The following is a 25,341-nucleotide window of genomic DNA, read 5'->3' on the forward strand; positions in this document are numbered from 1 at the left end:
TCAATAAAAGTTGAAATAAATGAAAAAAATCACAACATTGCTCACAGCGGGATTATTCACTGTACTTAGCGCTTCTGCTTTTGCTTGTCCTAAAGGTACAACATTGGTTGGTGGTACAGGCCCAAACCATAAAGGTGGCAAATGCGTCGCTGCAAATCCTGCAGCTCAAGCGACTCAAAAAGCGACCACTGCAAGCACAAAAGCCAAAGCAGATGTGACTCAAGCCAAAGACAAAAGCATAGCTGCAACCAAAGCTGTTGAAGCGAAACCGAAAGAAGCAGCGACAAAGCTAAAAACAGAGACTGCCGCAAGCAAAGCAAAAGCGGAAGCAACAACCAAAGCTGTAAAAAATGACGCCGCTACAAAGTCAACTGCTGCTAAAGACAAGGCCGTGAAAACAGCATCGACCAATCCGTTAAAACCTTAAGCAACGAAAAGCTTACTTAACGAACGTTCATATGAATTAAAAAAATGGCGCATATTTGCGCCATTTTTTCTAAGACCATTTAAAAAATATTATTATTTGCTTTGGTATTGCCTAAACTTGGATTTTCAATTGCATCTTTGCATTGTGCTTTATCACGTTCATATTGCGATTGATTTTTTTGCATCTCACCATCTTTTTCAAGTGTCGATCTTGCCCAAGTATCTAAACTGGTCATGGCTTTACGACACAAAGCGTATTTACCTTCTGTCACTGAATCGGTCATTTTGACGTTGATACGCCAGTCTGTACTTAACTTTCTTAAAGGTTTACGTACATTATCTTCAATCAAATTTAATTGCTTACGGTAGACAAAGGGTTCAACCTGATTAATCAATTTCCATGCTTCGTTGGCATAGGTTGTCGCATCATTGGTTAGTTTTGGCGCAGCTTTAATTTCAACTTTTTCTTTAGGTTCAGAAGATGAATTACCACATGCTTGTAAACCTAAAACGCCTAACATCAAGGTCATACTCAATAATAATTTCGACTGATTTGCGAACATATAAAGTTACGCCTAAATAAACATTTCGCTACTATGCTAGTAAATTCGGGTAGAATACACAATCTTGATTTTACCTTTTGTTTTACTCTCGTTTTAGGTGTCCTGTGTCAGAGCACAATCCCTCAGTCCAAACTGCTGGCTTTTGGCAAGGCGCTAAAGACAGTCAAGCCATCATCTTTACTTATCTGCCTGTATCTTTTGCCTTTGGTGTATCCGCGACCCAATTTGGTTTTAGTGCATGGGAAGCCTTATTTCTATCTTGCTCTATGTACGCTGGGGCTAGCCAATTTCTTGTGGTTGCATTATTGGGCAGTGGTACATCTATTTGGATGACAGCACTTACAGTCATTGCACTGGATATTCGCCACGTACTTTACGGGCCAGCCTTACAAAACCTGATTCAGGACCGTTTAAACCTAAAAAAGACTGCAGTATGGGCATGGGGTTTAACCGACGAAGTTTTTGCGGCTGGAATGATTAAACTTTCCCAACGTCGTCAAGAATGGTCAGAGTCTTGGATGCTAGGACTCAGCTTGTTTAGCTGGATGTCATGGGCCTTAGGTTCATTTTTAGGTGGTTTATTTGCAGATCAAGTCAGCGACTTGCCGCAATTTTTACAAGCCGCTTTAGACTTCTTGTTACCTGCATTGTTCTTAAGCTTCTTACTGGCAGCCTTTGAGAAAAAACATACTTTTGTGGTTGCCGTATCTTTAGTGGTTTCCGCATTGGCCTGTTATTTTATCAACATGTCTGCAGCAATTTTTATTGGGATTGCGTCTGGAATTTTAGCGGGATTATTTAAACATTATGTATTAAAGCAAACTGATGAAGTGAGTATTTAAAGTGGATTTACAGATTATTTTGGTGGGGATATTGGTCGGTATTGCAAACTTTGCTTCACGCTTTGGTCCATTCTATCTGCTGCAAAAAAGCCAACAACACACACAATCTCGTGGCGCAACATGGTTAAAAATTGCATTAGGCAGTATCGGCATTGCAGCAATCAGTTCAATGTTAATTGTTGCCACTCTTCCGCCATTGATCGAAACCCCAAATAAAAGTTTTGCGATGTTGGTGGGCTTTATTGTACTCACAGGATTGTATTTTAAATTTAAAAGAATTGTCTTGGCGACTCTCACAGCAGCATTAGCCTATGGTTTGGTCTATACCTATTTGTAGTTTTGTTGATTGTAGTTCATTTTAATGCATCAGCAAATCAGCGTTTAAAATTTAAGTCTCTAGGATTTAAAATGCTTCCATCTAATCAATTTACAATAAAAAACCATGTGAATTAATTGGTTGTGTATGATTTCTTTCCAATATAATATTTAAAATACGCAACTTGATATGTTTATCGCACACTTACCTTCTGGCTATATACTTGCTAAACTTTTACTCCAGAAATTTAAACAGACAAAAATCACCAATAAAGCTTTTTTTACGCTGATTATGCTTGGTGCAGTTTTTCCTGATATTGATTTATTCTATTTCTATTTATTCGATCATAGATCGGTACACCACCATAAGTATTTTTTACATTGGTTTTCATTTTGGATTCCAATCTTTCTAATTGCTTTATTTTATTTCATCCATTCAAAATATACCGCTAAACCTGCCCTAATGATCAGTCTTTTTTCGGGTGCTGCCCTGCTACATATCGGGTTGGATACTTTTGTAGGTGATGTTTGGCTTTTTGCACCGTTTATTGATCAACCCTATGTGTTTTTTGAAGTAAGCTCACGTTATCAGCCGTGGTGGTTAAACTTTATTCTGCATTGGTCGTTTTTTATAGAACTACTGATCTGCCTTATTGCATTGATTATGTTGGTTGGTAAAAAGAATTGATCAAAAAATTATTGATCAACTTTCTTGCGAAAATTCAAAGCTACTTCATTTGCAGTGACAAACAATCTAGAAGCTAAAGACTTTATAAAAAAATCTGTTAGACAATATCATTATTTTATGTCAATCAGCCCTTAACACACGCCTGAGTTCTGCTATGCTAACAGTCCATAAGACAAGCATGGAAGAATAGCATGAGCGTTACTATTGGTACTCCACTTCAATCATCTGCCTTTAAAGTTTTACTGTTAGGTTCAGGAGAGCTTGGTAAAGAAGTGGTGATTTCATTACAACGACTTGGTGTTGAAGTTCACGCGGCAGATCGCTACGAAAATGCACCTGCCATGCAAGTTGCTCATTTCTCTTATAGCTTAAACATGGCGGACGCAACAGAATTAAAAGCTTTAATTGAAAAAGTAAAACCTAATCTTATTGTCCCAGAAATTGAAGCGATTGCTACTCAAGTATTAGTCGAAATCGAACAACAAAATATTGCAACAGTGATCCCTTCAGCAAAGGCAGTGAATTTAACGATGAACCGTGAAGGGATTCGTCGATTAGCGGCGGAAGAACTTGGTTTACCCACTTCCGCTTACCGTTTTGCCAATACCTTAGAAAGCTTCCGTTCTGCATGTGATGACATTGGTTATCCGAACTTTGTTAAACCTGTAATGTCTTCCTCTGGTAAGGGGCAATCTCGTGTCAAAGAATATGCTGAAGTAGATGCGGCTTGGGAATATGCTCAAACTGGTGGTCGGGTAAATCAAGGTACAGTCATCGTTGAGTCACAAATTGACTTTGATTTTGAAATCACCTTACTCACTGTACGTTCGAAAAATCCAGAAACAGGTGGAATTGAAACCGCTTATTGTGATCCGATTGGACACCGTCAAGACTCAGGCGACTATGTAGAAAGTTGGCAGCCCCAAGCAATGACAGAAGCAGCTTTAAATGAAGCCAAACGCATTGCCAATAAAGTCACTGTAGCACTTGGTGGATGTGGGATTTTTGGGGTAGAACTGTTTGTAAAAGGTGATAAAGTATGGTTTAGTGAAGTATCACCGCGTCCACACGATACAGGCTTAGTCACACTTGCATCACAATTCCAAAGCGAATTTGAATTACATGCACGTGCGATTTTGGGTTTACCTGTCAATACTGAACGACATAGTATTGCTGCAAGTGCTGTAATCTATGCAGGTATGGATGCAAAGAATCTTTCATACTCTGGCTTAAATCTTGCTTTGCAAAATCCTGCGACAGACTTACGCCTGTTCGGTAAACCTGAAGGATTTAAACGTCGCCGTATGGGCGTGGCAACAGCACGTGCTGAAACAACAGACCAAGCACGTGAACTTGCACAAGAAACGGCTGCAAAAGTCACAGTTCATTTAAACAACTAGCCAATATATTTGCGGACAAGACATCCATGATCAACACCTCTCCTCTGTTGGAATATGTAACTGATATACATGACATTAAAGCGATTAATCAATGGCGTAGCGATGTCGAACAACAGTTAAATGAGGCTTATGATCATGGTACAACAATACGCGAAATTGTCCGTACCCGCTCAAATGTGGTAGATGAAGCCCTTATGTTTCTATGGAAACATTCCGGGCTGGATCAAACAGATCTCGGTTTATTTGCTGTTGGCGGCTATGGACGGCGCGAAATGTTGCCCTATTCCGATGTCGACATCATGATTCTTTCAGAAGAAGATCTTTCTCCTGAACAAGAACAAACGGTGACGCAATTTATTTCTACACTTTGGGATGTGGGGAATTTTAAACCCGGTATCAGTGTACGTACTATCCGAAGTTGTTTTGAACAAGCCACCAATGATCTCACTGTTGCAACCTCACTGATTGAAGCACGATTGATTATTGGTAATCAACATCTGGCAAGATGGCCTCGTCGTGTCGTTTCACAAACTTGGACAGATAAGACTTTCTTTGATGCCAAGATGGATGAACAAGCGCAACGTTATGCGCAACATAACAATACTGAAAGTAATTTAGAACCCGACATTAAAAATGCACCCGGCGGTATTCGGGACATTAACCAAATTGGCTGGATTGCCAAACGGCATTTTCGAGTCAATCGTATTTACGACTTGGTTCATTTGGGTTTTATTTCTGAATTTGAATTGGGCGTTCTAGAGGAAGCTGAAAACTTTCTTTGGGAAATCCGCCATCATTTACATCGTTTAACTAAACGTGATGAAAATCGTCTATTGTTTGATTATCAACGTGATATTGCTGCTAAATTTGGCTATACGCGAGAAGATGATCATCATCCAAATTATCCAATTGAACAGTTCATGAAGCGTTATTATCGTACCGCGCAGCAGGTTTCGACCTTAAATGAAATGTTATTGGCTTATTTCAATGAGTCGGTGATTACTCCACGTTTACCCGACTATGAACGTAAAATCGAAAATATTAACGAACATTTTAAACTGGTTGATGGCAAGCTCGCAGTTCAACAACATAAAATTTTTTCCGAAAATCCAAGTGCGATTTTAGAAATTTTCTATATCTTAGCGAATCGCCCTGAAATTGAGGGTATTCGTGCACGTACACTGCGTCTTTTGACCTTAGCTGCAAAAAGAATTGATCAAGCATTTCGTGATAATCCAACCCATCAAGCACTATTCATGGCGATCATTCGCTCTCCATATCGTTTATACGAAACCATGGTGGCAATGAAGCGTTATGGTGTATTAGGAAATTATATTCCTGCTTTTGGGCAAATCATGGGACTGATGCAATATGACTTGTTCCATATTTATACCGTCGATGCACATACCTTACTGTTAATTCGTAATTTAAATCGTTTTAAAGAACCCGGCTTTGCCAAAGACTATCCTGTTGTCAGTTCTGTATTTCAACGCTTAGTCCGCCGTGACATCGTATTCCTTGCTGCATTATTCCATGATATTGCCAAAGGCCGTGGTGGAGATCACAGTGAACTTGGCGCTGAAGATGCAATTGAATTCTGTCTTGCGCATGGGTTTACTGAGCGCGAATGTAATCTGGTTGCTTGGCTCATCCAAAACCATTTACTGATGTCGATGACCGCACAGAAAAAAGATATTTCTGATCCAGATGTGGTGAAAGAGTTTGCTGAAAAGCTTGGTGATATGGAGCATTTAGATTATCTCTATACACTGACAGTTGCCGATATCAATGCCACCAATCCAAAACTTTGGAATACATGGCGCTCTTCTTTGATGCGTCAACTCTATACCCATGCGCGTGATGTAATTCGTTCTGGTTTGGGTCGACCTGTTGATTATCAAATGCTGATTGAAGATACCAAATTCTCTGCAAGCGAAGTCTTGGTGGATGAGTTTCCACTCGATCAAGTTGAAAAGGTTTGGCAAGAGCTTGGGGACGAATACTTCCTTAAAGAATCCGCAGATGAAATTGCATGGCATACTCGCGCCATTTTGCAACACGGCGACAACCCTGCACCATTGGTGCTCATGCGTGCGCACCGTAAAGCCGCACAAGATGCTGTACAGATCTTTATTTATACTCAAGACCAACCCAATCTGTTTGCTACCACAGTGGCAATTTTGGATCGTATGAATTTAGATGTCCAAGATGCACGGATTATCACTGCAACCAAAGCCTTTAGTTTAGATACTTATGTGGTCTTGGATCGTTTCGGTACCTTATTAACCGATCCTGAACGTGAAGAAACAGTCAAACAGGCGTTAATTAAAGCCTTAAGCGAATCAGATAAATATCCGGGTTTGATGCAACGTCGTATTCCACGTCAACTTCGCCACTTCGATATTGAAAATACCGTGGATGTAACACTGAACGAAGCTTTGCAGCAAAATATGGTAGAAATCTCTACTCTCGACCAACCGGGCTTACTCGCACGCGTTGGTGGTTTATTTATGATGCAAGGTTTAGACATACATTCTGCTAGAATCGCCACGCTGGGTGAAAAAGCAGAAGATATTTTCTTTGTCACCAAAAAAGATGGCACCCCCCTCACTGAAGCTGAGGCTGAAGTCTTTACCGCAAAATTAAAAGCGGCATTAGACGAAGCATCCAATCAAATCTGTGGGCAACATTAATCTTACTTTCTATCGTGGTAATTGTTTCATGAACTCTAGTTTGTCTTTATTACATCCTTATCCATTTGAAAAGTTAAGCCAGCTTTTTCAGGATGTAAAACCTGCAGATTTACCTTTGATCCCACTTTCAATTGGAGAACCAAAGCATCCTGCTCCTGAGTTTGTGAAGCAAGCGATCATTGATAATTTTCAGCACCTTTCAACTTATCCAAACAGTAAAGGTTTACCCGAACTTCGTGAAAGTATTGCTCAGTGGCTAACCCGTCGTTTTAAGCTGAATGCGATCAGTGCGGAAGATCATGTTCTTCCGGTAACAGGTACACGTGAGGGAATTTTCTCTTTTGTACAAGCCTTGATTAATCGTGATGACGCACCTTATGTGGTAATGCCTAATCCGTTCTATCAAATTTATGAAGGTGCGACTCTTTTAGCTGGTGCCAAGCCATACTTTGTCAACTGTACCGACGACAACAATTACCTTGGTGATTTTGATGCTGTACCTGCTGAAGTTTGGGAAAAAACCGCACTTTTGTTTGTTTGTACGCCGGGAAATCCTACTGGTGCGGTACTTTCAAAAGCACAATTTAAAAAGCTAATAGCACTTTCTGACCAATATGATTTTGTGATTGCGTCTGATGAATGTTACTCAGAATTATGGTTTGATGAAGCACCTATCGGCTTATTGGAAGTCTGTGCTGAATTAGATCGTGACGATTATAAAAATTGTATCGTGTTCCATTCACTGTCTAAGCGTTCAAACTTACCGGGTATGCGCTCAGGTTTTGTTGCTGGTGATGCAAACTTACTTAAACCTTATTTAAAATTCCGTACTTATCACGGCGCTGCAATGCCAGTCCAGCATCAATTGGCTTCAATTGTTGCTTGGAACGATGAAACACATGTTGAAGAAAATCGTAGACTGTATCGTGCTAAGTTTGATTTGTTCCAAAATGAACTCGGTCATCTTTTACCATTACAAAAGCCTGATGCAGGTTTCTATTATTGGTTAAAAGTCGATCATGATGAAAACTTTGCCAAAATGTTAATGGAAAAAGCCAACATTAAAGTTTTACCGGGGCGTTATTTGTCTCGTGATACTGAACAAGGCAATCCTGGTGAAGGTCATGTTCGTATGGCATTGGTCGCAGATATTGCTCAATGTGAGCAAGTGATTCAACGTCTAAAAACCATTTTATAAAAATATACTATTATAAAAAATGCCCCAAATTTGGGGCATTTTTTTGTGGTGTTTAAAAATCAAAGGTTGCACTTAATTTAAAGGTACGGGGATCACCTAAAGACAAATAGGTATAGTCATTTACAGATGCTGAAGCCCAATAATCCTTGTCTAAAACATTGGTCACTGAGAAATTGAATGTTGTCGGAACTTTATTAATTTTGGTCTTATAATTTGCACCAACATCTAATCTAGTCCAATCGTTAATTTTCAACGTATTGGCATTATCGGCATATGTTGAACCCGTATACACAACACGACCATTTACACTAATATCCTGTTCAACTGGTAATTTCCAATCTGCTTCTAGATTCGCTTGAAACTTTGGAACGCCAATAACTTCATTATTATTGTATAAACCTTGATAAGTATCCTTCTGTTTGGTATCAATCCACGTCGCACCACCCAAAATCTTAACGAAGTCAGTTAATTGACCATAGGCATTAAATTCAAGACCTTGATGGATATTGGTTGCCTGACTCAATTGTGGGGTTCCAGAAGTATTCACAGAAGCTTTTCGACGGTCTGTATAGAAGTAACTTAATGCACCACCGAGGTGATCATTTTCGAACTTTAATCCAACTTCTTTCTGCTTAGATACAAAAGGATCAGCAATATAGTTATTACCAACACTATCCTGTATCGCATCCCCTTGTACCAAAGCTTCTATATAATTAGCGTAAATTGCCATTTCAGGGGTTAATTTATAGCTCATACCTAATGCTGGCGTAACTTTGTTTTTATTAATATCGTACTTATAAGTGCCGTATGAATAAACATCTTGTTTAATTTCTTGATAGCGTGCACCAAGCATTACTGTCAAACGATCATCTAAAGCAGAAATATTATCGCCTAAAGCTACACTTTTTAAAGTATTCACTCCTGCTTTAGGATATGTACCAGCGGCACCTAACCATTTATTAATATTTGAGCCATCTGTATAAATAGGATTATAAAAATTATCGTCTAAACTTGTTGCATAACCATAACTATATCGTTTATCTGCTCGATAGATCGACCCAGAAAAAACCACATTATGCTTTAAAGTACCTGTATCAAATTTAGTTTTTACTCCAATTTCTGCACTGTTATTGGTATCTTTACGTGGAATGGTCGATGCCGATAATTTGGCAGCTCCTGTTTGAGTATTACTTAATTGCTGACTTGAATAGACACCATCTTCTTCTGTTTTACGGAATCCATAAGCGGCATATGCAGTTGTTGCATCATTTAAATCATATTCCGCACGGAAGCTACCAAAAATATCTTCTTCATTTGAATATGTCCATGACTGACCATGATAATTCGCATACTGTGATGCACTTGGTAATGCAGTTACGCTATTGGTTAAACGCAAACTTGGGCGATTTTCACTTAAACGGTTGTTGGTATATCCCAAATCACCAGAGAGGCGTAATTGTTCACCTTTATAATCCATCGCAATTGAAGCGACACCTAGTGAATTATCTTCTTTGTCAATTTCTGTATTGCCACCATGATATGCCGTATTTACACGCACACCAAATTTCTCATCTTCACCAAAACGTCTCGATACATCTGATGAAATATAGCCACCATTAAAATCTGTACCTACATTGATACGATTTAATGGCTCATTTCCCGCTCTTTTAGGCAACAAATTAATAGAACCACCAATCCCAGTTCCTCCGGGAATCGCTCCATTTAAAAATGCTGAGGCACCTTTAAATACTTCGACACGTTCAAATAACTCCGTTGGAATATATTGACGAGGAAGTATTCCATATAAACCGTTATAAGCCGTATCATCAGAAGCTAGCACAAAACCACGAATAAAATATGCTTCCTGAAAATTCCCAAAGCCCTTTGCTGTACGCACAGCTGAATCTGCCTGAAGTACATCTCCCACACTCTCAGCTTGACGCTCTTGAATATATTGATTGGTATAGCTAGTTAGATTAAACGGTGTATCTATATTTTTCTGATTGCCAAATATCCCAACTTTACCACCAGAAGCCACCTGTCCTCCAGCAAATGCTGGCATTAAACCCTCTGCTGATGCATCTGCACTTGCGACTACTGTAATCGTACTCAGTTGTTTTGCATTGCCATTGCTCGACTGAGACAATGAAGCATCTTGTTGTTCAGCATGCGCAATTGCAGCACTTGTCGCCACTGCCATCATCACAATTAAGGGTTTAATTTTTCGCATAGGAGGCTCTAAAACAGTCATCTAAATTAAGCCGCCATATTAAATGATAATCACTCTTGCTTAAACTTACTTTCTCATTTTATAAGCGTGATTTTTTAAATAAAAAAGCAATATATCATGGTATTTATTTATTAAAAAAATTACAAATTGAGAATAGCCTTGTAGTTTTTATAAAAAATTATACTAATCACTAAAGTTTTCATATTAAAAACATATAAATAATTTTATCCGCTCAACCTATCTAATAATCAAGGCCTTAAAACAACAAATGTCGCTAACTTGAATGCCCCCTCTATAGCAAAATTTAACCGCTTAACTTTCAAAAAATCACATTAAGCGCTGTATTGCAACTTGACCAAACATAGAGCCTTTAGAGATACTCAACTTATCTCTACTCATTTAAAAAACTAAAATGAAATCGCATGACCCAATGAAAAAAAAGCGCATAAACTCAAAACTCGGGATCATTATTGCAATTATTTTTATTGTGCTAATCGTCGCTTTTATTGGATGGAAATCTTCAAATAAAAAACAGACTTCTTCAGAAAATGCAGCAACATCCGCGTCTAACGCAAAACCAGCACTAACTGTAACGGTGATACAGCCCGAGGTACAAAACTGGAAGCAAAACTTTACAGCCAATGGCAATATTGCTGCATGGCAAGAAGTGGTGATTGGCAGTGAACTTTCGGGGCAACGAATTACCAAAGTGAATGTCAACGTTGGAGATAGCGTACAACGTGGGCAAGTTTTGGCTGAAATTAATAGCGAAAGTATTCGTGCAGAATTGGCGACAGCAAAAGCCAATTATGCAGAAGCGAAAGCTGTGCTAGCGGATGCCAGCATCAATAATCAACGTATTCAACAACTCAAAAATACCGGTGCAATTTCACAACAAGAAGCAACAAAATATCTAACCTCTCAAAGTACAGCTCAAGCCCGCTTAGATGCAGCCAAAGCCCAAATTGACACCAATCAGCTTCGTTTAACACAAACTCAAGTGATTGCACCCGATCATGGAGTTATTTCAGCACGTACAGCAACAGTTGGCTCATTGGCACAAACGGGACAAGAACTGTTCCGCTTGATCCGTGATAACCGTTTGGAATGGCGTGCCGAAGTAACCTCGACAGACTTATATAAACTTAAAAAAGGCATGACAGCGCATATCATCTCACCTGATCCTAGCCGTTCAGCCGTTTCAGGTAGCGTTCGGATGATTGCACCAGTCATTGACCCGCAAACACGTTATGGCTTGGTCTATGTGGATATACCTACTACTGATGCTGTTCGTATGGGTATGTTTGTCAAAGGTGAGTTTGATCTAGGCGAAAAGCCAGCACTAACAGTGCCTCAAACCGCAGTACTTTTACGAGATGGTTTCTCTTATGTGTTTATTGTCAATAAAGATAATCGAGTAACTCAACAGAAAGTCACACTTGGTCGACGTTTAAATGATCGTGTTGAAATTGTTGATTTAGCAGCAAACACTCAACTGGTTGCCTCTGGAACAGGATTCTTGTCAGATGGTGATTTAATCAAACGTGGGCAAGCGATTCCAGATACACCATTGACCAAACAACTCGTTAGCACGCAGGAGAAATAACATGAATTTCTCCGCTTGGTCGATTAAGAATCCGATTCCCGGTATTTTGCTTTTTATCATGCTTGGTTTAGCGGGTTTGATGTGTTTTCATTGGATGAAAATACAACAATTTCCCGATATTGAACTACCAATGGTCACGGTCACAGCTGCTTTACCAGGTGCAGCACCTCCCCAACTGGAAACTGAAGTTGCACGTAAAATTGAGAACTCGATTGCAACCTTACAGGGGCTTAAAAATCAATATACCAATATCCAAGATGGTGTAGTCACCGTAACCGCAGAGTTTCAACTGGAAAAACCACTACAAGAAGCTGTTGATGATGTACGTAACGCCGTTTCACAAGTACGTTCAGATTTACCCGCGGATCTTCGTGATCCAATTGTCAGTAAAATTAACCTTTCAGGTTCACCAATTCTCACCTATACCATCCAATCCCCCCGTATGGATGAGGAAGCATTGTCTTGGTTTGTGGATTATGACGTTGCGCGTGCTATGTTAAAAGTCAAAGGGGTTGGTGCGGTTTCTCGTGTAGGCGGTGTCACTCGCCAAGTTGAAGTTGAGGTTGACCCTGAAAAACTCTTGGCATTAAATGCCACAGCAACAGACATCACCCGACAATTACGCCTTGTTCAACAAGATGCTTCTGGCGGACAAACCAAAATAGGTGGCAGTGAACAGTCTATTCGTACTATTGCCACAGTAAAAACTGCTGCTGAAATTGCAGCAATGGATATTTCCTTGAGTGATGGTCGCCATATTCGGCTGGATCAAGTTGCCAGTATTCGCGATGGCATTGCTGAACGACGCTCTGCTGCACTGTTAAATGGTCACCCTGTGATTGGCTTTGAAATTACTCGCAGTAAAGGTGCGAGTGAGGTTGATGTTGAAATCGGTGTAAAAGAGGCGCTTGAAACATTAAAAGCATCTCATCCCGATATTAAAATCACAGAAGCATTTAACTTCGTAAACCCCGTGGTTGATAACTATAAAGGTTCGATGTCTTTACTCTATGAAGGTGCGCTTCTTGCAATCTTGGTGGTTTGGCTATTTCTACGTGATTGGCGTGCCACGATCATTGCTGCAACTGCTCTACCTTTGTCAATTTTACCTGCCTTAATTGGGATGTATTACTTAGGTTTTACTTTAAATATTGTCACACTATTAGCCATGTCTCTGGTTGTTGGGATACTGGTTGATGATGCCATTGTAGAAATTGAAAATATCATCAGGCATCTTCGAATGGGGAAAACACCTTATGAAGCTGCGATGGAGGCAGCCGATGAAATTGGTTTAGCCGTGATTGCCACAACCTTTACCTTGATCGCAGTGTTCTTGCCCACTGCCTTTATGAGTGGAATTGCGGGTAAATTCTTTGTGCAATTTGGCTGGACAGCGGCTTTGGCTATTTTTGCCTCGCTCTTGGTGGCACGCTTACTGACGCCTATGATGTCAGCCTATATTCTTAAACCATGGGTTGGTAAAGTTGAAAGTCATCATGATAATCAAGTATTAGATGATCAAAGCCAAACAATCAAAGATCATGGTGATCTTGAACTTCAACATGACCGTGCCAAAGATGGTCGGATGATGCGCGCATATATGCGGATGGTTACGTGGTGTTTAAATCATCGTTGGATTACCTTAAGCAGTGCGATCATATTCTTTATTGCTTCACTGATGCTCATCCCATTACTCCCTACAGGCTTTGTTCCACCACCTGACACTGGGCAAACCCAAGTGCGTGTAGAGCTTCCACCAGGTTCACAATTTCCAGATACCTTAAAAGCAGCAGAATACGCCCGTAGTTTAATAAAGGATCATCCTGAGATTAAAAGTATCTATACCACCATTGGAGGTGGTTCAGCAGGTACAGATCCATTTGCGGGGGGTGCATCGAGTGAACCAAGAAAAGCAACATTAACCATTCAAATCACAGCACGTTCTGACCGCGCTGCGAGTCTACAAAAAATTGAAAATGACTTGCGACAACGTTTAGCCCCACTGCCTGGCGCACGGATTCAAGTCGGTATTGCAGGCAATAACAGCCAGTATCAAATTGCGCTGTCAGGAGATGACCCAGATGTATTAATCACGACAGCACGTCAAGTAGAACGAGAAATTCGTACTATTCCAAATATTGGCAGTATTACTTCAAGCGCAGCATTGATTCGCCCTGAATTGGTGATTCGCCCTGACTTTGCAAAAGCTGCGGATTTAGGCATTACCACGCAAAATATCGCTGAAACTGTGCGTATTGCCACGGCGGGAGATTTTGATCAGAACTTGGCAAAATTAAATCTTTCGCAACGACAAATTCCGATTGTCATCAAACTGCCATTGTCTGCACGTCAAGACCAAGATCTAATTAAACGCTTGATGATTACAGGTAGTAAAGGTCCAGTGATGTTAGGCACCATTGCACAAGTCAATATTGAAAGTGGTCCTTCACAAATTGACCGTTTTAACCGTTTACGTAACATCAACTTTAATATTGAGCTCAATGATCAGCCTTTAGGCGATGTTGCGGCTGCTGTAGATAAACTTCCAACCATCAAAAACTTACCACCGACAGTAAAACGTACCAATCTGGGTGATGCCGATGTGATGGAACAGCTCTTTGCAAGCTTTGGTTTAGCTATGCTGACAGGCGTATTGTGTATCTATGTCGTCTTAGTGCTACTGTTTAAAGATTTCCTACAACCGATCACCATTTTAGTGGCATTACCTTTGGCGCTGGGTGGTGCGTTTGTGCTACTGCTTTTAGCAAAAAGTAGTTTTTCGATGCCAAGTTTGATTGGCTTAATCATGCTGATGGGAATTGCCAGTAAAAACTCTATTCTTTTGGTCGATTATGCAATTATAGCCCGCAATCAACGGCAGTATTCACGTATGAATGCCCTATTAGATGCCTGCCATAAGCGTGCACGCCCCATTATTATGACCACTTTAGCGATGGGTGCGGGGATGTTTCCGATTGCCTTAGGAATAGGTACAGATCCAAGTTTTAGAGCACCGATGGCAATTTCTGTAATTGGTGGACTGATTACCAGTACCTTTTTATCATTATTAGTTATTCCTGTTGTGTATACTTTTATTGATGATATTCACAACATGTTATTTAAACGTAATAAAGCCAATAAATCGAACGAAGCAAGCGTATCTCATTCTTGATTTTTAAAATTGAATCAGATGACAACATAATGTAAAAGAGAATGCCTATCTAGATCTTTATTAGATAGGCATTTTTTTATTTGAGCTAATTTTATTTGATTAATTCAGCAACAAAGCCGCAGCAAATAAGCCAAAGCAAAAGGATGAAAGATAATAAATATATTTGATTTTGGTTTTAAACCAATGCATAGCTTTATTTTGAGTCATCAATCGCACCAAAAACAAGTTCCAGATCAAAACTACACTCACCATCCACAGACAGGTTAAAGTCAGTTGAACAACATTATAGTGTTGATAAATTGCCATAATAATACTGCTATAAAACAGAATATTTTTAGGATTTAATAAACTCGACTGTACCCCCAGTAAGACATATTTCATCCATGCAAAGGTTGGTTTATTTTGGTGTTCTAGATGATAATCCCCTATTAGCTTAGCTTGTTGTGCAAATATGAAACACCGATAAGACAAATAACTTAAATAAGCAATACAGCCCCATTTTACCAGCTTTAAAATTTCATCATCGAGTTTGCCAAGAAAAAACAATGCGCTCAAAATAAGACCAATCACGGCAACATTTCCCAAGACGATCCCTAAGCAAACAGCTCTCGCTGCATGTGGTCCATTTCGAAACAACGAAGTTAAAATAAGAAAAAAATCAGGGCCAGGCGAAAGCAAAGCAATGAAATGGGTGACCATCACAATAATGAACAGTTGCATTACTCGATCCAAAAAATATTTAGATAAGCTTAAATATTTTTAGAACCTATTATCTTGTAGATAATTGCGCAGTTAGAGCATGACAAACTGAGCTTGAAACTGCTTCGGTGTGATTCCAGTATGCGATTTAAACACATGATGAAAATGACTTTGGTCTGTAAATCCCAAATCATGTGCAACTTGAATAATTGCTTCTCCAGACTTCAAACGCTTTCTGGCTATATTTATTTTTTGATTTAATTGATACGCATGTGGTGTTAAGCCAAAATTATTTTTAAACAAGCGAATAATGGCATAACGACTAATCCCTAGACTTTGACTGAGATCTTCTAAAGAAAGCATCTGTTTACTGTGATTCATATCATCAATCATTGCACCCAAATGCTTTTGAAAATAATCAGACTGCTTTAATAACATAAATTCAAAATTGGGCAATAATATTTCACTCAGGACTTCAATTAATTGTTGTTGTTTGAATAAAATCGATATGGTTGGATCAAATAACAGCTGATTTAACTGCGTAAATGCTTGGTATATATGTGGGTTTGTTAAAATTTGTGGTTTTAGCAGTGGAATATGATGAGGATAAAGCTGCTCGATATCTTTGACTAATTCTGAAACGAGTTGAGCAATCCAATGTGCATCTAGATGCATCATCTGATAGCTCCATGCTTGATTTTCTAATGGATTACATGCGTGTTCTACCTCCGCAGGAATGATTACTACGCTTCCTGTTTGAATGTGCTCCTCTCTGGCAAAATAGCTACTAAAACGGCTTATTCCACAATCCACAGCACCAATCGAGAATGTCGGGTGGCTATGTGGTTTATAGCAAATACGGCTTTGACATGCCCTACGTGTTTCGACATAGGGCATTTGCGGATCAGTCCAAAATTCAACTGTAGTGTCTAATTGCATCATATCCTCAGTCTTATTTTGGTCTTTACAACAGGTTATTCTGCTAAAGCTTTTTCAATATCCTGTTCTATATCCTCAGGCTTCGTGGTTGGTGCATAGCGGTTAATCACTTCGCCTTTCTTATTAATTAAGAATTTGGTGAAGTTCCATTTAATACCATTGCCAAGTATGCCTTTGCTGTTATTGGTTAAATAACGGAATATCACATGTGCTTCAGGCCCTTTTACATTCACTTTAGCGAACATGGGAAAAGAAACGCCATAATTGCGTTGGCAATAAGTGCCGATTTGCTCATTTGTACCAGGGTCTTGTCCACCGAACTGGTTACAAGGAAATCCTAAAACTTCAAGACCTTGGTCTTTATATTTCTCGTAAACCTTTTCTAATCCTGCAAATTGTGGAGTAAAGCCACATTTACTTGCAGTATTTACAATCAATAAAACTTTTCCTTTATAATCAGAAAAAGATTTATTTTCACCCTCTAACAGCTCAGCCTCAAACTGATAAATGTTGGTCATGGATACGTTTCCTCGTCGCCTTTTTCTTGTGATTTTAATTCTAAAGAAGCGGAATTTACGCAGTAGCGTAAGCCCGTTGGTTGTGGTCCATCTTCAAATACATGCCCCAAATGAGCGTCGCAATGATGGCATATAATTTCTACACGTTCCATACCATGTGAATGATCATCTTGTTCTTCTATAACAGTATTATTGATTGGTTTAAAAAAGCTTGGCCAACCACAACCACTGTCATATTTGGTTTCTGAAGAGAATAATTCTTCCCCACAACATCGACATACATAGGTTCCATGCTGCTTGGAATTCCAATACTTTCCAGTAAAGGCAGGTTCAGTACCCTTTTGTCGAGTGATTTTAAATTCCTCTGGTGATAACTCTCTTTGCCATTCTCGGTCTGTTTTATTGAGTTTTCCCATCATTAAACTCCTTTAAATCTTTGACATTCAATGTCATGCTTCAGTACTTCCATATTTACGCTAGAGCTTGGAAAATTTCTAGCTAAATTTCAACATAGATTGTGATATTTCAGTAATCTATTTTTTTAACTCAAAATAATTGGATAAAATTATGTCCGTTTTAGGTAACACAACCCCACGTGAAATCAAGAAATCGTCAAAGCTAGAGCATGTTTGCTACGACATTCGTGGACCAGTGTTACGAGCGGCCAATGAGATGGAAGAAGCCGGTCATAAAATTATTAAATTAAATATCGGTAACCCCGCCCCGTTCGGCTTTGAAGCCCCGCAAGAAATTATCAATGATGTGGCTTTAAATTTGCCTAATGCTGTGGGTTATACAGATTCAAAAGGGATCTTTCCTGCACGTAAAGCCATTTGTCAATATTATCAGCAAAAAGGTATCTTAGATTTACATGTTAAAGATGTGTATATCGGCAATGGGGTATCTGAACTGATCGTTATGGCGATGCAAGGTTTATTGGATGATGGCGATGAAATGCTGGTTCCAATGCCGGATTACCCATTATGGACGGCAGCCGTAAATCTATCAGGTGGTACAGCGATTCACTATAAATGTGATGACCAAAACTACTGGTATCCTGATATGGCGGATATGGAAAGTAAAATCACCCCGAATACACGTGGTATTGTGGTGATTAACCCAAACAATCCAACGGGTTCAGTCTATCCGCGCCATGTTTTAGAACAGATTGTCGCGTTGGCAAAAAAACATGATCTGATTTTATTTGCAGATGAAATTTACGACAAAATTGTTTATGACGGTATCGAACATGTCTCTATTGCAGCATTAGCTGGAAACCATTTATGTGTTTCTTTTAATGGTTTATCTAAAGCCTATCGTATTGCTGGCTACCGTTCTGGTTGGATGGCGATTACGGGTGATAAATCACGTGCAATGGATTACATTGAAGGCTTGGACATGCTTGCCTCTATGCGTTTATGTGCCAACCATCAAGCTCAATATGCGATTCAAACCGCTTTAGGAGGCTATCAATCAATTAATGATTTGATCCGCCCAGGTGGTCGTTTATATGAACAGCGCAATATTGCTTGGGAAATGCTTAACGATATTCCTGGTGTATCGTGTGTAAAACCAGAAGGTGCAATGTATTGTTTCCCTAGACTGGATCCTGAAATCTATCCAATTGAAGATGATGAAAAATTCATGCTAGATTTCCTCAAAGCTGAAAAAGTTTTACTGGTTCAAGGAACAGGTTTTAACTGGCCTACACCTGATCATTTCCGTGTGGTATTTCTCCCCGCAGAAAATGAATTACGTGAAGCAATGAACCGTTTAAGTCGTTTCTTGGCAAAAATGCGTTAATCTTTATAAAGTAAACATAAGCTATAAAAGGCATTCAAAATTGAATGCCTTTTTTATTGCTCAAGCATCTGTACAACTGTACAACTAAAAACTTATTCATTGACGTTATATTGCGCAACATCTTTATTGAATGCTGAAAAAACACACTGGCAAACACTTTATCCAGTTTTAATAGTATGTAACTATAAATTTGAGTGATTATTTGAAAAATTACATTTTTAAATAAGTATGGGCAACAGCTCAGTATTTATATAGATTTAAAAACTGGTACAAAAAATGCTTATGACCAGAACAATGATTGAAAAGGATAGTTTATGAAAAAGACGGTTACTGCACTTACACTTGCAATTGGCATGCTTTTACCCTTTACGAGTTATGCAAAAAATAATGTCGTTGTCGTCGCAACTGGCGGTACGATCGCAGGTGCTGGAGCAAGTTCTACAAATAGCGCAACATACACTGCTGCGAAAGTTCCTGTAGATGATTTGTTGAATGCAGTTCCGCAAATTCAAAATCTTGCCAATGTTACAGGGGTACAGGCTTTACAGGTTGCTTCAGAAAGCATCACTGACAAAGAGCTTTTAACCATTGCACGCAAAGTGAATGAGTTGGTTAAAAAGCCTGATGTAAATGGCGTGGTGATTACCCATGGTACAGATACTTTAGAAGAAACTGCTTATTTTCTAAGCCTTACGGTTCATACAGATAAACCAATTGTCGTTGTTGGTTCTATGCGTCCACCTTCAGCGCTTTCAGCTGATGGCCCTTTGAACCTTTATAGTGCTGTTGCGCTTGCTGCCGCAGACAGTGCCAAAGGCAAAGGCGTTTTTGTGTTAATGAATGATGATATTTTTGCAGCACGTGATGTGTCAAAGACCATCAATATTCATACCGATGCTTTTGTCAGCCAATGGGGCGCTTTAGGTACACTGGTTGAAGGTAAACCTTATTGGTTTAGAAACGTTGCAAAACGTTTTAACAATAGCTCCGAGTTTAATATTGAAAATATTCAAGGTGATGCGTTACCAATCGTTCAAATCGTTTATGGTTCAGGCAATATGCTTCCCGATGCCTATGTGGCCTATGCAAAAGCGGGTGCTAAAGCCATTATCCATGCAGGTACAGGTAATGGTTCCGTTGCGAACTATATTGTTCCGACATTAAACCAACTTCAGCAACAAGGTGTACAAATCATTCGTTCTTCACGTGTTCCACAAGGTTTTGTGTTACGTAATGCTGAACAGCCTGATGATAAATATGGTTGGGTTGTTGCTCACGATTTAAATCCGCAAAAAGCAAAACTCTTAGCGGCTTTGGCACTCACTAAAACCAAAGATGCAAAAGAAATTCAACGGATGTTCTGGGAATACTAAGCTTAATATTTAAATTAAGCTTAAGACCAGCACAAAGTTAATTGTAAAAGAATGCATTAAACCGTCAAATTAATTCGGCGGTTTGATTTTAGATTGAATGGATAATGAGTTAGGGTCTGTTGACGATTCCTCTACGTTTGCGACTATGTGTGTGTTTTAATCGATATTAGACGCGAGTTACGATATTTAGTTACTCTAAATGATGAAAAATATCGTTTCGCAAGGTAACGCGTAGCGGCAAAAAACACGCTAATCTGCTGTTAAATCCAATTGATCAAGGATATAGAGTGTATTGCCATCAATGATATTTTTATCGTGATCCAAATACTTTTGTTCCAATACCCCATCCGTTTCAGAAAAAGCATAATCATCATCATTGAGAACCCCTAAATGCTGTTCATCAATCACCCATAGACCTTCAATTTTATCGTGCGGATACTGTAAACGCGCAACCAAATCCACCACTAAAGTTTTTTCTACTGGGTAGATACCCTGTTGAGCCAGACCAGTCCAGCCTGCTGTTAACACATATTGTTCTAAGGTTTTTTCAGCTATTAACAACCCGAGTTGTTCATCTTGCCGAATCGCTGAAGTTGGCTTTAGCTTTTCCAAATCAGTGGCATGTTGCAGATTTATTTTATAAATCCGTTTAAATGCTTGAGGATTATCTTTATAGAAATCATCATCACGCTCTGCGACTAGAAATTGTGAGGAACTCAATGCGGTAATAGCCGTATTTGAATAAGCCTTAGGACCTCCTTCTTGTTGATACAGATACTGAGAAACGACTTTGCTTTCTAAATCAATCATCACAATACGTACAAGATCTGATTTACTTACCGAAGCATCGGGATTGCTCATAGTGGATTGCATGATGCCCACCAGCTTTTTTTGATCAGGTGTAATAGTTAAACCTTCCATTCCTCGATTCTGGCGTCTATTGGCATATTCTTGAGGCAATAAATAACCCGATGTTCTTCGCTCATCTAATACATAGGCATTGATACGATCAATTTCTAGCCCATCAGCATTAAAATGCACAATATGAGGACCATATTCATCGCTGACCCAAAAAGTACCATCTTTGAGTGCAACCAAACCTTCAGCATCCAATCCAAATTCATCTGTCCCTATGGCTAATTTCTTTCCATCTTGGTCATAGGCGATTTCTTTACTTGCACCAAAATGCTGATTAGGCAAACCAGTAATATTTCTGCCTGTTGGATCTTTTAATAAAATTTCTTTTATTTTCTGAATAGTTCCATCATTTTTTAGCTCAAATAATCCAATTTTAGGGGTATAGTCAGGAGCTAAAAAGATTTTCCCATGATCCTGATTGACGTTATACGTGGTATTCGGTCCACGATCTGTAAGTGCATAAAATTGATGCTTTTCTATAGGGTGTGCTGAAATTTCTGAACCAAACCCACCACAACGAACTTCAATAAAATGACCAGGTTTTGCACCGTCAGATATATTATGAATGTTTAAAACCTCATAAGGTAAACGCACACCTTGACTAAATTTTTTATAAAGCTGAAGATCTTTGTCAATATTGCTTAGGTTGATATGCTGTTCAGAAGACAATAAGTCCATATGCCAATCTCATTTTTTAATATTCTGTTTATTTTCTATCATGAAATCAGATAAACCACAGTAAAAGAAATGCGATAAACTGTATATATACACATTCAAAGTCAGTATAAATGAAAAGATTTTTTGCCCTATCGCTGATTGTTTGTTCTACATCCCTACAATTGGCAAATGCTGGGACGACGTTTAAAAAAGTTTCTGAGTGTCAGAGTGATTATTTTAATGGCGATTATTGTTCTAAAGCCAACCTTGCCAAATACAAAAATGCGCTTAAATCAATGCCGCCCAATTTTGATAAAAAATATATTTTACTCAATACGGGAAATTCAGACTCTTTAGAAATGGTTGCTTTAGATACCCAAACGGGTATTGCCTATCCACTCAATTATCAGTTCACGGGTTGGGAGGATAATGAAGGCAATGTAAAAAAGAAGCCTGCTTATTCATTTTCATTGAATGACTCCAAATTATGCTTGATGGGCTCACAATTCGATGGTGATCATCCTGGAACACATGAAACCTATAGCAATATCAAAAATTGTTTTAGCATCAGTCATCAATATGGCCATACAAACTTTGAATCAAATTACGCTGACCAAGTTCAATATGAATATGACAATAAAAGCAAAACGTGGAAGCCTTATCCGCGTTAAATTTTAGATCCACAAAAAAGAGGCTTTCGCCTCTTTGCTGAATTTAACAATCCTTTAAATATGAGACTTAAACTGATTCAGGTTTAGTCAATTCAGTCATTGGCCAACGTGGTGTTGTCGTCACCGATAAACCATCTTTTTGTCCAGCTTTTAAACGCTGATAGCCTGCAAACGCAATCATTGCGCCATTATCTGTACATAAAGCAGGTTCTGCATAATAAACCGTTGCTTTAATTTTGGCTAAGTCTACTTCCAAACGCTCTCTTAACCGTTTATTGGCACTGACACCGCCCGCAATTACCAAACGCCTTAAACCCGACTGTTTTAAGGCTTTAATCGACTTTTTAACCAAAGTATCCACTAAAGCTTCTTGGAATGAAGCCGCAATATCTGCATCACGTTGTTCTTCACCTAATTTTTTTAACTGCACTGAAACAGCAGTTTTTAGACCACTAAATGAAAAATCTAACCCTTGATGCAACATTGGACGGGGAAATTCAAAAGCATTTTTGTCACCTTGTTCCGCCAATTTTGAAATATTTGGACCACCTGGATAAGGTAATTTCAACATTTTTGCGACTTTATCAAAAGCTTCACCAGCGGCATCGTCAATAGACTCACCTAGAATTTCGTACTCACCAATTGCGTGTGCTGCCATCAATTGCGTGTGTCCACCTGACACTAATAATGCGACAAACGGAAATTCAGGTGGATTTTCGGATAATAATGGAGCAAGCATATGACCCTCCATATGATGCACACCAATTGCGGGTTTATTCAGCGCAAAAGCCAAGGTGCGACCAAATAATGCCCCTGTCATGAGTGCACCCATTAAGCCAGGGCCGCGCGTATACGCCACTGCATCGATCTCTGATTTTTTTACATCGCTTTGCTCAAGCAACTGATTAATCAATGGAATTAACTTCCGAACATGATCTCGAGAGGCCAACTCAGGGACCACACCACCATACTCTGCATGCAATTTAATTTGACTATATAACACCTGTCCTCTTAAGCCGACTTCATTGTCATAGAGCGCTAATCCTGTTTCATCACATGAAGTTTCTAAGCCCAGAACGATCATTAAATTGCCTTTTACCCATTTCAAAATATTGCTAAAGCTATTATAGACTTGTGGTATGAGATGTAAATGAGTAAAATACTGACCTTCACTTGTGATCTAGGGTAATTCGACCCTGATCTTATCCATAACTTAATGAGGATTCTTCATGCCACAAGTTAAATTGAAAGAAGGCGAACCAGTAGACGTAGCTATCCGTCGTTTCAAACGTTCATGCGAAAAAGCTGGTGTTTTAGCTGATGTTCGTAAACGTGAATTCTACGAGAAACCTACTCAAGAACGTAAACGTAAAAAAGCTGCTGCTGTTAAACGCTACCAAAAGAAATTGGCGCGTGAATCAGTACGTACTACTCGCCTTTACTAAGATTAATTTGTGATTGATTGACTCACCTGGACAGATAAATGACTACTTTAAAAAACCAAATAACTGATGTTTTAAAAGCAACAATGCGTGCTAAAGAAATGGGTAAGTTAACGGTAATTCGTGGTCTACAGGCAGCAATCAAACAAATCGAAGTCGATGAGCGCATAGAGCTTGACGATACTCAGGTTCTTGCGGTCATTGAAAAGCAAATCAAACAACGTAAAGAATCGGTCAAAGCCTTTGAAGGTGCAGGCCGTGAAGATTTAGCTAGTAAAGAACAAGCCGAAATTGAGGTGTTATCTCAGTTTCTACCTGAAGCTATGTCAGAGGACGAGCTTGATTCTCTCATTGCGCAAACTATTACTGCGCAAGGTGCAACTAGCATGAAAGATATGGGTAAGGTGATGAATTCTCTACGTCCGATCATAGCCGGACGTGCCGATCCAGCACAAGTTTCTGCAAAAATTAAAGCAAAACTTGGCTAAACCCAACGTTCTTAAATCTGAATTTCTGTTTGATTTGGTCTATTTAACAACTTAAATAAAAATTATTTTGCAATGAAATAGTTTCTTGTTAAATAGCCCAAAATCTTTAATCTACAATATCACTTAATTTATTTTCTATCTGATAATGGCAAATATCTCTAAAGCCACCATCGACTGGATTCCATACAGATTGATATTGAATATTTTTAAGTAAAAACCCTGCTTTTTCACATAATTTTCGTGCCAATATATTTTCTGCATCGACATAAGCATTTAAACCGACAAAATTCCATTTCGAAAATAAATTACTTACAAATAGTATTAGTGCTTGTGACATGTAGCCTTTTTGCTTAAATTTTGAGTTTCCCCAAAACCCAATAGATGCAGTATTTTCCAACCAATTAATTTCATGGATATCGACAACCCCTAAAAAATCATCAATTTCTTTTAAACGGATAATAAATACAAAGTTCTCTTTATTTAACAACGCCACCAAACGAGATTGGCAAAATGCCATTGAAGCATGCAAATTAGGTTCTTCCAATGCCCATAATAAACTTGCAGGAAACTTTCTAAGCTCAGTTAAGCTATTTTTTATTGCGCTATATAAATCTTCAGCATCAGATACTTGAATGATGTTGAGAACAATTTGCTCATTCTCAATTTGAAATTGGCTAAAATCCATAAATAATCTGGCTCA

Annotated in this window: 23 protein-coding genes; 14 read left to right on the forward strand and 9 right to left on the reverse strand. The window is 38.9% G+C overall.

Annotated elements, in window-relative coordinates; genetic code table 11:
* Positions 1–19 precede the first annotated feature (19 nt).
* Positions 20–427 (forward strand): hypothetical protein, encoded by a 408-nt coding sequence (locus ACG9ZL_RS04830; protein WP_419359254.1) that lies wholly within the window; start codon positions 20–22, stop codon positions 425–427.
* Between the two features lie 79 nt (positions 428–506).
* Here ACG9ZL_RS04830 and ACG9ZL_RS04835 read toward each other — a convergent pair whose 3' ends face one another.
* Complete coding sequence (locus tag ACG9ZL_RS04835; protein ID WP_419327423.1) at positions 507–989, reverse strand: hypothetical protein; 483 nt, start codon at positions 987–989, stop codon at positions 507–509.
* A 104-nt stretch (positions 990–1,093) separates the two neighbouring features.
* On the opposite strand from ACG9ZL_RS04835, the gene ACG9ZL_RS04840 reads away from it, so the two are divergent.
* The 6 genes from ACG9ZL_RS04840 (at position 1,094) to dapC (ending at position 8,125) form a co-directional block, all read left to right on the forward strand.
* Positions 1,094–1,831: an AzlC family ABC transporter permease gene (locus tag ACG9ZL_RS04840; protein WP_004720941.1), complete on the forward strand. Its 738-nt coding sequence runs from the start codon at positions 1,094–1,096 to the stop codon at positions 1,829–1,831.
* 1 nt (position 1,832) lies between these two features.
* Positions 1,833–2,168, forward strand: coding sequence for an L-valine transporter subunit YgaH (gene ygaH, locus ACG9ZL_RS04845; RefSeq protein WP_004821146.1), 336 nt, complete (start codon positions 1,833–1,835; stop codon positions 2,166–2,168).
* 168 nt (positions 2,169–2,336) lie between these two features.
* On the forward strand, positions 2,337–2,834 hold the full coding sequence (locus ACG9ZL_RS04850; RefSeq protein ID WP_336953021.1) for a metal-dependent hydrolase: 498 nt from the start codon (positions 2,337–2,339) through the stop codon (positions 2,832–2,834).
* A gap of 191 nt (positions 2,835–3,025) precedes the next feature.
* On the forward strand, positions 3,026–4,234 hold the full coding sequence (gene purT / locus ACG9ZL_RS04855) for a formate-dependent phosphoribosylglycinamide formyltransferase (RefSeq protein ID WP_336953022.1): 1,209 nt from the start codon (positions 3,026–3,028) through the stop codon (positions 4,232–4,234).
* A gap of 26 nt (positions 4,235–4,260) precedes the next feature.
* Entirely contained in the window at positions 4,261–6,927 is a 2,667-nt protein-coding gene (gene glnD, locus ACG9ZL_RS04860) for a [protein-PII] uridylyltransferase (RefSeq protein WP_336953023.1), read from the forward strand.
* Positions 6,928–6,955: 28 nt separating this feature from the next.
* Positions 6,956–8,125, forward strand: coding sequence for a succinyldiaminopimelate transaminase (dapC, locus tag ACG9ZL_RS04865; RefSeq protein ID WP_419359256.1), 1,170 nt, complete (start codon positions 6,956–6,958; stop codon positions 8,123–8,125).
* A gap of 52 nt (positions 8,126–8,177) precedes the next feature.
* Here the strand turns inward: dapC and ACG9ZL_RS04870 are convergent, their stop codons facing one another.
* The gene (locus ACG9ZL_RS04870; RefSeq protein ID WP_419359257.1) at positions 8,178–10,355 is read right to left on the reverse strand and encodes a TonB-dependent receptor; all 2,178 of its coding nucleotides are present in this window, start codon (positions 10,353–10,355) and stop codon (positions 8,178–8,180) included.
* Between the two features lie 430 nt (positions 10,356–10,785).
* Here ACG9ZL_RS04870 and ACG9ZL_RS04875 point away from each other — a divergent pair, with 430 nt between their 5' ends.
* A complete protein-coding gene (locus ACG9ZL_RS04875; RefSeq protein WP_419359258.1) occupies positions 10,786–11,961 on the forward strand; it encodes an efflux RND transporter periplasmic adaptor subunit in 1,176 nt (391 codons plus the stop codon).
* A gap of 1 nt (position 11,962) precedes the next feature.
* Entirely contained in the window at positions 11,963–15,133 is a 3,171-nt protein-coding gene (locus ACG9ZL_RS04880; RefSeq protein ID WP_419359259.1) for an efflux RND transporter permease subunit, read from the forward strand.
* Between the two features lie 99 nt (positions 15,134–15,232).
* On the opposite strand, the gene ACG9ZL_RS04885 is transcribed toward ACG9ZL_RS04880, so the two are convergent.
* The 4 genes from ACG9ZL_RS04885 to msrB form a co-directional block, all read right to left on the reverse strand.
* On the reverse strand, positions 15,233–15,853 hold the full coding sequence (locus tag ACG9ZL_RS04885; protein WP_419359261.1) for a LysE family translocator: 621 nt from the start codon (positions 15,851–15,853) through the stop codon (positions 15,233–15,235).
* Positions 15,854–15,925: 72 nt separating this feature from the next.
* Positions 15,926–16,771, reverse strand: coding sequence for an AraC family transcriptional regulator (locus ACG9ZL_RS04890; protein ID WP_419359373.1), 846 nt, complete (start codon positions 16,769–16,771; stop codon positions 15,926–15,928).
* 35 nt (positions 16,772–16,806) lie between these two features.
* Entirely contained in the window at positions 16,807–17,289 is a 483-nt protein-coding gene (locus ACG9ZL_RS04895; RefSeq protein ID WP_419359263.1) for a glutathione peroxidase, read from the reverse strand.
* Complete coding sequence (gene msrB, locus ACG9ZL_RS04900; RefSeq protein ID WP_004720961.1) at positions 17,286–17,705, reverse strand: peptide-methionine (R)-S-oxide reductase MsrB; 420 nt, start codon at positions 17,703–17,705, stop codon at positions 17,286–17,288. The genes ACG9ZL_RS04895 and msrB overlap by 4 nt, the downstream gene beginning before the upstream one ends.
* A gap of 151 nt (positions 17,706–17,856) precedes the next feature.
* Between msrB and ACG9ZL_RS04905 the strand changes: the two genes are divergently transcribed.
* The gene (locus tag ACG9ZL_RS04905; RefSeq protein ID WP_336953032.1) at positions 17,857–19,092 is read left to right on the forward strand and encodes a pyridoxal phosphate-dependent aminotransferase; all 1,236 of its coding nucleotides are present in this window, start codon (positions 17,857–17,859) and stop codon (positions 19,090–19,092) included.
* Between the two features lie 314 nt (positions 19,093–19,406).
* A complete protein-coding gene (locus ACG9ZL_RS04910) occupies positions 19,407–20,465 on the forward strand; it encodes a type II asparaginase (protein ID WP_004720964.1) in 1,059 nt (352 codons plus the stop codon).
* 249 nt (positions 20,466–20,714) lie between these two features.
* Here the strand turns inward: ACG9ZL_RS04910 and ACG9ZL_RS04915 are convergent, their stop codons facing one another.
* On the reverse strand, positions 20,715–22,061 hold the full coding sequence (locus ACG9ZL_RS04915) for an esterase-like activity of phytase family protein (protein ID WP_419359265.1): 1,347 nt from the start codon (positions 22,059–22,061) through the stop codon (positions 20,715–20,717).
* A gap of 110 nt (positions 22,062–22,171) precedes the next feature.
* Between ACG9ZL_RS04915 and ACG9ZL_RS04920 the strand changes: the two genes are divergently transcribed.
* Positions 22,172–22,711, forward strand: a complete 540-nt coding sequence (locus tag ACG9ZL_RS04920) for a hypothetical protein (RefSeq protein ID WP_419359267.1) — start codon at positions 22,172–22,174, stop codon at positions 22,709–22,711.
* Between the two features lie 67 nt (positions 22,712–22,778).
* Here ACG9ZL_RS04920 and tsaD read toward each other — a convergent pair whose 3' ends face one another.
* A complete protein-coding gene (gene tsaD, locus ACG9ZL_RS04925; RefSeq protein WP_336953035.1) occupies positions 22,779–23,795 on the reverse strand; it encodes a tRNA (adenosine(37)-N6)-threonylcarbamoyltransferase complex transferase subunit TsaD in 1,017 nt (338 codons plus the stop codon).
* Positions 23,796–23,940: 145 nt separating this feature from the next.
* Between tsaD and rpsU the strand changes: the two genes are divergently transcribed.
* The gene (rpsU, locus tag ACG9ZL_RS04930; RefSeq protein WP_001136722.1) at positions 23,941–24,156 is read left to right on the forward strand and encodes a 30S ribosomal protein S21; all 216 of its coding nucleotides are present in this window, start codon (positions 23,941–23,943) and stop codon (positions 24,154–24,156) included.
* 38 nt (positions 24,157–24,194) lie between these two features.
* Positions 24,195–24,641 carry a GatB/YqeY domain-containing protein gene (locus ACG9ZL_RS04935; protein ID WP_004720970.1) on the forward strand — a complete coding sequence of 149 codons (447 nt, stop codon included), beginning with the start codon at positions 24,195–24,197 and terminating at the stop codon, positions 24,639–24,641.
* 106 nt (positions 24,642–24,747) lie between these two features.
* Here ACG9ZL_RS04935 and ACG9ZL_RS04940 read toward each other — a convergent pair whose 3' ends face one another.
* The gene (locus tag ACG9ZL_RS04940) at positions 24,748–25,326 is read right to left on the reverse strand and encodes a GNAT family N-acetyltransferase (protein ID WP_419327419.1); all 579 of its coding nucleotides are present in this window, start codon (positions 25,324–25,326) and stop codon (positions 24,748–24,750) included.
* Positions 25,327–25,341: the final 15 nt, after the last annotated feature.

It is taken from the genome of Acinetobacter legionensis (assembly GCF_048551735.1).
GTDB lineage: Bacteria > Pseudomonadota > Gammaproteobacteria > Pseudomonadales > Moraxellaceae > Acinetobacter.

What these genes read in the sequence shown, in the direction of transcription:
- rpsU (WP_001136722.1), top strand. Translation starts at nt 23,941, where the DNA reads ATGCCACAAGTTAAATTGAAAGAAGGCGAACCAGTAGACGTAGCTATC.
- msrB (WP_004720961.1), bottom strand. Translation starts at nt 17,705, where the DNA reads ATGGGAAAACTCAATAAAACAGACCGAGAATGGCAAAGAGAGTTATCA.
- ACG9ZL_RS04880 (WP_419359259.1), top strand. Translation starts at nt 11,963, where the DNA reads ATGAATTTCTCCGCTTGGTCGATTAAGAATCCGATTCCCGGTATTTTG.
- glnD (WP_336953023.1), top strand. Translation starts at nt 4,261, where the DNA reads ATGATCAACACCTCTCCTCTGTTGGAATATGTAACTGATATACATGAC.
- ACG9ZL_RS04830 (WP_419359254.1), top strand. Translation starts at nt 20, where the DNA reads ATGAAAAAAATCACAACATTGCTCACAGCGGGATTATTCACTGTACTT.
- ACG9ZL_RS04870 (WP_419359257.1), bottom strand. Translation starts at nt 10,355, where the DNA reads ATGCGAAAAATTAAACCCTTAATTGTGATGATGGCAGTGGCGACAAGT.
- dapC (WP_419359256.1), top strand. Translation starts at nt 6,956, where the DNA reads ATGAACTCTAGTTTGTCTTTATTACATCCTTATCCATTTGAAAAGTTA.
- ACG9ZL_RS04835 (WP_419327423.1), bottom strand. Translation starts at nt 989, where the DNA reads ATGTTCGCAAATCAGTCGAAATTATTATTGAGTATGACCTTGATGTTA.
- ACG9ZL_RS04875 (WP_419359258.1), top strand. Translation starts at nt 10,786, where the DNA reads ATGAAAAAAAAGCGCATAAACTCAAAACTCGGGATCATTATTGCAATT.
- purT (WP_336953022.1), top strand. Translation starts at nt 3,026, where the DNA reads ATGAGCGTTACTATTGGTACTCCACTTCAATCATCTGCCTTTAAAGTT.
- ACG9ZL_RS04885 (WP_419359261.1), bottom strand. Translation starts at nt 15,853, where the DNA reads ATGCAACTGTTCATTATTGTGATGGTCACCCATTTCATTGCTTTGCTT.
- ACG9ZL_RS04895 (WP_419359263.1), bottom strand. Translation starts at nt 17,289, where the DNA reads ATGACCAACATTTATCAGTTTGAGGCTGAGCTGTTAGAGGGTGAAAAT.
- ACG9ZL_RS04915 (WP_419359265.1), bottom strand. Translation starts at nt 22,061, where the DNA reads ATGGACTTATTGTCTTCTGAACAGCATATCAACCTAAGCAATATTGAC.
- ACG9ZL_RS04905 (WP_336953032.1), top strand. Translation starts at nt 17,857, where the DNA reads ATGTCCGTTTTAGGTAACACAACCCCACGTGAAATCAAGAAATCGTCA.
- tsaD (WP_336953035.1), bottom strand. Translation starts at nt 23,795, where the DNA reads ATGATCGTTCTGGGCTTAGAAACTTCATGTGATGAAACAGGATTAGCG.
- ACG9ZL_RS04935 (WP_004720970.1), top strand. Translation starts at nt 24,195, where the DNA reads ATGACTACTTTAAAAAACCAAATAACTGATGTTTTAAAAGCAACAATG.
- ACG9ZL_RS04890 (WP_419359373.1), bottom strand. Translation starts at nt 16,771, where the DNA reads ATGCAATTAGACACTACAGTTGAATTTTGGACTGATCCGCAAATGCCC.
- ACG9ZL_RS04910 (WP_004720964.1), top strand. Translation starts at nt 19,407, where the DNA reads ATGAAAAAGACGGTTACTGCACTTACACTTGCAATTGGCATGCTTTTA.
- ACG9ZL_RS04920 (WP_419359267.1), top strand. Translation starts at nt 22,172, where the DNA reads ATGAAAAGATTTTTTGCCCTATCGCTGATTGTTTGTTCTACATCCCTA.
- ACG9ZL_RS04940 (WP_419327419.1), bottom strand. Translation starts at nt 25,326, where the DNA reads ATGGATTTTAGCCAATTTCAAATTGAGAATGAGCAAATTGTTCTCAAC.
- ACG9ZL_RS04850 (WP_336953021.1), top strand. Translation starts at nt 2,337, where the DNA reads ATGTTTATCGCACACTTACCTTCTGGCTATATACTTGCTAAACTTTTA.